Annotated in this window: 1 protein-coding gene; it reads right to left on the bottom strand. The window is 45.3% G+C overall.

The window, feature by feature from the left end; translation table 11 throughout:
- On the bottom strand, window positions 1–591 hold a 591-nt coding region (locus AAEY80_RS14320), incomplete at both ends, for an IS3 family transposase (protein WP_350588522.1).

Below are 591 nucleotides of genomic sequence, written 5' to 3'. Positions count from 1 at the left end.
CCTCTATCAGAATGAACAATCAGTCCTTGGCTTGGTCTTTTGTTCTTAATGGCCATGTTGAGCGCACGGCATACTAAATCTGCTGTCATGCGTTTATTGATAGCATAACCGACTAACTCTTTGGTGTATAAATCTTTCACTCCAGCTAAGTACAGCCAGCCCTCATTTGTCCAGATATAAGTAATGTCACTGACCCAAGATTCATTAGGACGCTTGGCATCAAACTGCTGATTGAGCACATTGTCATAGACAAGTTTGTTGTGATCAGAGTCGGTTGTCACTTTGAAGCGCTTATGACGCAGGCATTTGATGCCGTGCTCTTCTTTGATGCGTCTCACCATATAAGTGCTGATATCATGCCCTTGCTCACTCAGATGCGCATGTAGACGCTCGACGCCGTAACGCTCACGAGTTTCACTGTGAGCGGCTCTAACCAGTAGCTCAGACTGGTTTCTATGTATCTGCTGGTCGCTGAGACCACGGCTTAGCCAGTCATAGTAGCTTGATGGCTTTACATGTAACACACGGCACATGCGAGTGATACTAAAAAGCTGCTGATTATCTTCAATAAAGGCGTACTTCACTAGCTGT

It is taken from the genome of Psychrobacter sp. 78a-MNA-CIBAN-0178, from assembly GCF_040309625.1.
Classification (GTDB): domain Bacteria; phylum Pseudomonadota; class Gammaproteobacteria; order Pseudomonadales; family Moraxellaceae; genus Psychrobacter; species Psychrobacter okhotskensis.
This window is presented reverse-complemented; position numbering and strand designations above follow the sequence as displayed.